This window comes from Pseudomonas sp. GW456-E7, assembly GCF_059424105.1.
Map to the genome: position 1 here is coordinate 1 of NZ_JBWKZB010000096.1, position 7,195 is coordinate 7,195.

General features: G+C 61.9%; 4 protein-coding genes. All 4 read right to left on the bottom strand.

Translation table 11 applies throughout. From position 1 onward, the window contains the following. Positions 1-122: 122 nt before the first annotated feature. The 4 genes from AC07YV_RS29485 to AC07YV_RS29500 all read right to left on the bottom strand — a co-directional run bounded on the left by AC07YV_RS29485 (position 123) and on the right by AC07YV_RS29500 (position 7,023). Positions 123-2,567, bottom strand: a complete 2,445-nt coding sequence (locus AC07YV_RS29485) for an efflux RND transporter permease subunit (RefSeq protein WP_102702787.1) — start codon at positions 2,565-2,567, stop codon at positions 123-125. Between the two features lie 27 nt (positions 2,568-2,594). Beyond that, positions 2,595-3,671 carry a WD40/YVTN/BNR-like repeat-containing protein gene (locus AC07YV_RS29490; protein WP_102702786.1) on the bottom strand — a complete coding sequence of 359 codons (1,077 nt, stop codon included), beginning with the start codon at positions 3,669-3,671 and terminating at the stop codon, positions 2,595-2,597. Positions 3,672-3,797: 126 nt separating this feature from the next. Next, the gene (locus tag AC07YV_RS29495) at positions 3,798-5,162 is read right to left on the bottom strand and encodes a DUF1329 domain-containing protein (RefSeq protein ID WP_102702785.1); all 1,365 of its coding nucleotides are present in this window, start codon (positions 5,160-5,162) and stop codon (positions 3,798-3,800) included. A gap of 31 nt (positions 5,163-5,193) precedes the next feature. Continuing rightward, on the bottom strand, positions 5,194-7,023 hold the full coding sequence (locus AC07YV_RS29500) for a DUF1302 domain-containing protein (protein WP_102702784.1): 1,830 nt from the start codon (positions 7,021-7,023) through the stop codon (positions 5,194-5,196). Positions 7,024-7,195: the final 172 nt, after the last annotated feature.

Consider the following 7,195-nt stretch of genomic DNA (forward strand, 5'->3'; position numbering starts at 1 on the left):
TGAATGTTGCTTAAGTAGCGTTCGGCGTCATCCAAAACCCCGCCCGGCATTGCGCCGGGCGGGGCTTTTTTTTGGGGAAAATCAAAAGATCGCAGCCTTCGGCAGCTCCTACAGGGACGGCGCTAAGTCCGGTTACTGGTTTTCACGTTTTTCAAGAGAAAATGCGAAAGCGCAGGAATAAGGATCAACGCCCCGACCATGTTCCAGATGAACATGAACGTCAGCAGGATGCCCATGTCGGCCTGGAACTTGATCGGCGACCAGGCCCAGGTGATCACGCCAGCGGCCAGGGTGATGCCGACCAGCGCCACCACTTTACCGGTGAACGCCACGGCATTGCGGTAGGCGTCGGTCAGCGACAACCCGGCACGTTGCTGCGCCAGTTGCACGCTGAGCAGGTACAGCGCGTAGTCCACGCCAATCCCTACGCCGAGTGCGATCACCGGCAGCGTGGCCACTTTCACCCCCATGCCGAGCCAGACCATCAGCGCCTCACAAAGAATCGACGTGAGCATCAACGGCACCACGGCCACCACCACCGCGCGCCAGCTGCGGAAGGTGATGAAGCACAGCACGATGACCGCGCCATACACGTACAACAGCATGGTCCGGTTGGCCTCGCGCACGACGATGTTGGTCGCCGCTTCGATCCCGGCACTGCCGGCGGCGAGCATGAACTGGCGCTCGCCGTTGCTGTGCTCGCGGGCAAAGGTTTGCGCCACTTGCACCACACGATCGAGGGTCTCGGCCTTGTGGTCCGACAGATACGCCACGATCGGCATCATCGAGCAATCGTTGTTGAACAGGTCCGGACTGCTGACCGAGGCCTGCTGCGCGCCGTAGTTCAGCACGTTCTGGTTGCGGGCGATGGTCTGCCACTTGGGATTGCCCTCGTAGGAACCCGCCGTGATCTGCCGCACGGCATTGACCAGCGACACAGTGGTTTGCACCCCGGGTTGCTGCTGCAACAACCAGCCCAGCCGATCGGCTTCCACCAGGCTTTCATACTTCAGGCAGCCTTCGCCAGGCGTCTTGAGCATGATCGCGAACTGGTCGCTGGACAGCGAATAGTTGGCGGTGATGTAGGCGTTGTCGCGGTTGTAGCGCGAGTCGGCACGCAGTTCTGGCGCACCGGGGTCAAGATCGCCGATCTTCAAATGATGGCTGACGGCAATCCCGCCCACGGCCAACAGGCCTGCGATAGTCACGGCAACGGTGGCCCAACGACGTTCGGTGAACCTGTCGAGAAAACTCCAGAGCGCGCCCATGCCTTTGCCGCGCTGCTCTTTATTCTCGGCGCGCAAGCTGCGTTCGGCGGCCTTGCGACTGACGCCCCAGTAAGACAGCAACACCGGCAGCAGCACCAGGTTGGTGAAGATCAGCACCGCGACACCAATGCTGGCGGTGATCGCCAGGTCCTGGATCACGGGAATGTCGATCAGCATCAACACCGCAAAGCCCACGGCATCCGCCAGCAAAGCGGTAAGCCCGGCGAGGAACAAGCGGCGGAAGGTATAACGCGCGGCCACCCATTGGTGAGTGCCGCGCCCGACATCCTGCATGATCCCATTCATCTTCTGCGCGCCGTGGGACACGCCGATGGCGAACACCAGGAACGGCACCAGGATCGAAAACGGGTCCAGGGCAAAACCGCACAGTGCGACCAGCCCCAATTGCCAGACGACGGCGATCACCGAGCACAGAATCACCAGTGCCGTGCTGCGCACACAGCGGGTGAAGTAGAAGATGATGGCGGTGGCGATCAGCGCGGCGGCGCCGAAGTACAGCATGACCTGCATGAGGCCATCGAGCAGATCGCCGACCAGTTTGGCGAAACCGATCACGCGGATCTTCAGCGGGCCTTTGCCCTCCTCGCCCGCCACGCGAACGCTGCCTTCGAATTCGTACTTGTCGCGCAGCTTCTCTTCAAGGGTTTTCGAGAACTGGTGATAGTCGATGGCCTGCCCGCTGACCGGATCTTTCTCCAGTAGCGGCACGAAGATCATGCTCGACTTGAAGTTGTTGCCGATCAAACTGCCGACGATCCCCGAACGGGCGATGTTCTGGCGCAGTTGCTGCACGCTCTGCGCCGAGCCGTCGTAGGAGTCGGGCATCACCGGGCCGCCCTGGAAGCCGGCCTCGGTGACTTCGGTCCAGCGCACCGCCGGGGTCCACAGCGACTTCATCCACGCCCGGTCGACGCCCGGTGTGACAAACAGTTCGTCGTTGATTTCCTTCAACGCATCCAGATAGTGCGGGTCGAAAATATCGCCGTTGCTGCTCTCCACCACCACCCGTACCGCATTGCCCAGCCCGCGCAGGGCCTGGCGGTTTTCCAGGTAGTTTTTGATGAAGGGCTGGCTCTGCGGGATCATCTTTTCGAAGCTGGCATTGAGCGTCAGCCGCGTGGTCGCGAAATAGCTCAGCGCAACCGTCACCAGCACGCAGGCCAGCACCACCCACAGGCGGTTGTTGAAGATCAGCCGTTCCAGGGCGTTACCGGAGCGGGCATCGAAGCCCTTGAGCTCGCGGACCACCGGCATTGTTTCGAGTTCGTAATGACCCATCATGTTGTTCTCTTTGTAATGCCGGGCTTATTCGAGGGGCAACTGGCGCAGGCCACGGGTGCCGGCGAGCACCAGGGCACCACCGCTGGCCACTTGGGCGGCGGCGACCGGGGCCAGTGTGGTGTTGGGCTGCAGTTGAAAACTGGCACCGTCATCGGTGCTGACCAGCACGTGGCCGGCCTGGCTGACCAGCAGGATGCGGCCGTCGGCGGTGACGCTGCTGGCGGTGATACTGAGAGGCAGGCCGACGTCGATCCTGCTCCAGCTCGCCCCGTCATCGGTGCTGCGAAAGACGTTGCCGCGCAGGCCGTACACCAGCGCGACACCGGGTTTACCGGTGACGCCGAAGAAGCTGCCGTTGTACGGCGTCGACAGCGCGTTGAAACGACCGCTCTCGCGATCCAGCTTCATGACCAGGCCTTGTTCGCCGACGATGAACAACTCATCACCTACCGGACGCACCGCGTAAAGGTTCAGCGCGCCCGGGTTGTCGGTGCGCTCCAGCAACGGCGTCCAGCGCAGGCCGCCATCGTCGGTACGGAAAATCAGGTTGAACGCGCCGACGATGTAGCCGACTCGCTCGTTTTCAAACCAGACATCCAGGAAGGGTTTGTCGGCGCCCTCCTCGACCATGCGTTGCGCGTCGCCGACCCGTGCTTGCAGGCCTGCGTCATCCGGATGGCTGTCGAGTTGCCGCTGGTAATACGCGAGCATGATCGGGCCGACCTGGCGCCCGTCCAGTTGCCGGCGCCAGGTTTCCCCGCCATCGCTGCTGTGCAGGACCACGCCATCGTGCCCCACGGCCCAGCCGAGTTGCGGCGTGGGAAAGTGCACGGCCAGCAGATCGCAACTGACCGGCACCTGGGCCTGCTGCCAATGCTGGCCGGCGTCATCGGAATACAGAATGTGCCCGCGCTGGCCCACGGCAACCAGTCGCTCACCGGCGCGGGCCAACCCCGTCACCATGGAACCCGCCGCCAACTCGCTGCGCAGCGCTGGCGTTTCCAGCACATCGGCAAATTCACTGGCGATCACCGGGCGGGTGAACGGAACGGCCATGGCCGCCGACAAGGCGGCGAGAAGGAACCATTTGATCATTGTCATTATTGTTATCTCGGGTGCACCCACAGTCCTGTAGGAGCTGCCGAAGGCTGCGATCTTTTGATTTGTTCTTCAAAAACAACATCAAAAGATCGCAGCCTGCGGCAGCTCCTACAGGGGTTTGTGGGGTTAGCGGATACCGGTACCGGCCAGCGACTCGGCGGACCACTGGGCCTTGGACAGTGGATCGATGTACTTCAGGCCACCGTAAGGACCGTAGAAACCGTTGACGTTATAGGCGCCGGAAACCAGGTCGTAGAGCATGTGGTTAATGGTGTCCGGGGCCTGCACGTCGTAGCTGTAGGTCAGGTGCGAGAAGCCGCCGCGATAGAGCTGGCCACGGGCGTCGTACTCGTCGGACGCCAAAGCGATCCAGCTGTCTTCGTCGAGGTAGAACGTGCGCTTGCTGTAGATGTGGCGCTTGCCCGGCTTGAGCGTGGCTTCGACCACCCACACCCGGTGCAGCTCCCAGCGCAGCAAGTCCGGGTTCACATGATTGGCCTTCATCACATCGGCCGCGTCTTTGTGATAACTCAGCTTGTAGGTGTTGTACGGCACATAGAGTTCTTTCTTGCCGACCAGCTTGAAGTCGTAGCGATCCATCGCGCCGTTGAACAGGAACGCGTCATCGTAGGTCGCCGCGCCGACCGTGCCGGGGTTCGGTGTGTCGTAGGCCAGGTCCGGCGCCAGTTTCACCCGACGTTGCCCCGGCAGGTATTGCCAGGCGCGACGCGGTTGTTGCATCGGGTTGACCGAATCCATGAGCAACAGCGCTTCCCCGGCGCGGCGGGCCGGGCCGGTGTAGGTCAGCTTGATCTTGTAGAAGGTTTCATCGGCACTGACAGGCCCCACGGATCGGTTCGGCGCGTAGAGCGGGTATTCGATGTTGAACACGCCCGTGGAGCTCAGGGACGCGGTGCCGGAGGAGTCGACGTTCCACGAGTCGTATTTGTTGGTCATGGCCACGCCTTGATAGCGCAACAAGTGGTTCCACATCGCTTCGTTACCGTCAGCCGGCATCGGGAACGGCACGCCGGGCAGGACGTTTTCCAGCGACAGGCCACCATTGGTGGTCTTGGCGGTCACGGCGTTTTTCGCGGTGTTCTTCAGCACGGCGTCAGGCAGCGTGACGCTACGGTGGGTCGGGTACACGTCGAGGCGATAGCTCGGGTAGCGAGTGAGCAGAGCCTGGGCCGTTGCGGTGAGTTTGTCTTTTTGCTCGGCGAGGTTCTTGCCGGTAATCACCAGGCGCGGTTTCTCACTGCCGAACGGGTCGGGACGAAACGAATCACCGGTCTTGAAATCGGCCGGAATCGTGGTCAGGCCACCGGTGTATGCCGGAATGCTGCCATCGGCGTTGGCGGTTTTGTCCGCGCCGACCGAGGTCAGGCTGGTGCCGAGCTTCGCGGCCTGGTCGGCGCTGACCGCCGCGTGGGCGGAACCTGCGACGGCCAGCGCGAGGGCGGTGGCCAATACTGATTTGACGAAATTCATGGGTGTCTCCTGTTGACTCACAACTCAAGGATCAGAGGGTGGTTTTGAAAGTGAAAGTGACCATGCCGCGATCCTTGAGCTGGGCCACGGTACCGGCAAACGCAGTGGTCTGGCCGGGAACGCAGTTGTATTGGCCGTTGGCGCCGGGCGCGGCACCATCGCCCTGTGCCCCGGCGCTGCCGGCAGAGCCACAGGTATCGAAATCGCCGAAGTTGTCGACGTACTTGAGGTCAAAGCGGTACTGGCTGCGCACGTCCATGCCGACGCCGACCGAGTAGCTGCCGGTGCCTTTGTTGCCGCCCAGTTGCACGGAGGACTGGCCCGCGAGGCCGACGTTGTAGCTGACCGGCATGGACATATCGATGCCGGGGAATACCTGATACCAGGTAGGGTTGAAGTTCATGCCGAGGATGTAGTTGTCCTTGGAGACCTTGTCGACGCCGTGATACCAGTCCTCGCCTTTGAACAGTTGCTTGTTCTCGGTCACGTCGAGCCAGCGGCTATAGCCGAGTTCGACCAGCAACGAAGAGGAATCCCACAACGGGGTGTCGCCGAACGTGGTCAGGCCGTTGAGCACCGCGTGCACGGTGTTGCCGCGTGCCACGCCGTTTTCGCCGTCGAAGCTGCTGATGAAACCCGGCGCCTGCGCCGCGCCCAAGGTCGGGTTGACGGTGGCCGGAACGCTCGACAGCGGCATGTTGTGGCGATAGTTGAGGTCGAAGCCGACGCTCACACCCGCGACGCTTTTCGACAGGCTGAAGCCGTAGACATCGATGTCGTCGACGTAAAACTGGTTGTAGCTGCCGACGTTGCCCGAAATCAGCTGAGCCGGGCCGACCGCCACCGGTTGCAACACCAGGTTGGGCAGGATGTCCGAGGTCTTGCGGTAGTAGACACCCATCGTGCCGTCGAGCCACGCCGGACTCCACTTGGCCATCAGGCCGAAGTCGCCGCTGTGGTCAGGGGTGTACGTGTGGCCATTGCTCAGGCGCAGGAACTGATTGGCGCCCAAGGGACCCGGTGTCCCGAACAGAGGGTTCTTTGCGGCGATCAGCGACAGGTTGTGACCGCCGTTCTGGATACCGTCGTTGAAACCCAGATAGGTGCCGGATTCCGGCAGCCGTGCAGCGTCCCAGTCCAGGAAGTATTGGGCCGCCAGGGTCAGCTCCGGGTTGACTGTGAAACTGGTGGACAACTGGTTGCGCGGAATGAACAGCTCTTTGGCTTCGGTGCCCGGCACGGCAAGCGCCTTGGACAAGTCCAGACCCGACTGGCCGTAGCTGTTGCCGTGGGCGAAGGCCAGCACGCTCTCGCCCCAATACAGGGTGTGCTTGCCCGCCTTGCCGCTCAACAGCGATTCGTCGCCGATCTCGGTGCTGCCGAACACGAAGGCGTCGAGGATTTCCGAGGACGGTCCGTTGTAGTAGCGGTCGGCGTAACCGCTCAGGTGGCGCGAGTCCGGCCGGCCGTTGTTGAGTTGATTGGTGGCCGCGTTGTCACTGCCGACGTTGTCGTAGGCATGGTCGTACCAACTGTTGGCACTGACCCGAAAGCCCATCTGTTTCTTGTACACCACGTCCAGCTCCGAGAGCACATCGAGGCGCTGGGCGACCGGGCTGCCGGAAGAAAAGTTGCGGTTACCGTCGTTGTTGTTCCAGGCGTTGGCCAGCTTGCTGTTCGCAGCTTCGACCCTCTGGGCGTAGTTGAACTTCACGGTGTTGTCGAAACGAACCGAAACGTCCTCATTCCCGGTATCAAACTCGAACGCCTGCACAGGCGTCATTCCCAACCCGGCGAGAACCGCCGATGCCAGCAGCCCGCGCCGCAGATTTGGGTGGCCGATCTTATTGTTGTTATTCATCTAGCGTGCTCGCCTTCTCTGTGGGTTCAAGAAAAGTCATTCAAGAAAATGCCGAATCGGCGGTGCGCCCTGCTCCAGGGATGGCGAGCCGAATCGGTCGAGTCTGTTGTATCGCGAGGGGTGGGTGGGTCGCCGGTCAATTGGGCCAAATCATCGGTCAACACAACGTGGG

Excerpts from the sequence above, each read along its gene's own strand:
- AC07YV_RS29490 (WP_102702786.1), bottom strand. The coding sequence starts at position 3,671 with ATGACAATGATCAAATGGTTCCTTCTCGCCGCCTTGTCGGCGGCCATG.
- AC07YV_RS29485 (WP_102702787.1), bottom strand. The coding sequence starts at position 2,567 with ATGGGTCATTACGAACTCGAAACAATGCCGGTGGTCCGCGAGCTCAAG.
- AC07YV_RS29500 (WP_102702784.1), bottom strand. The coding sequence starts at position 7,023 with ATGAATAACAACAATAAGATCGGCCACCCAAATCTGCGGCGCGGGCTG.
- AC07YV_RS29495 (WP_102702785.1), bottom strand. The coding sequence starts at position 5,162 with ATGAATTTCGTCAAATCAGTATTGGCCACCGCCCTCGCGCTGGCCGTC.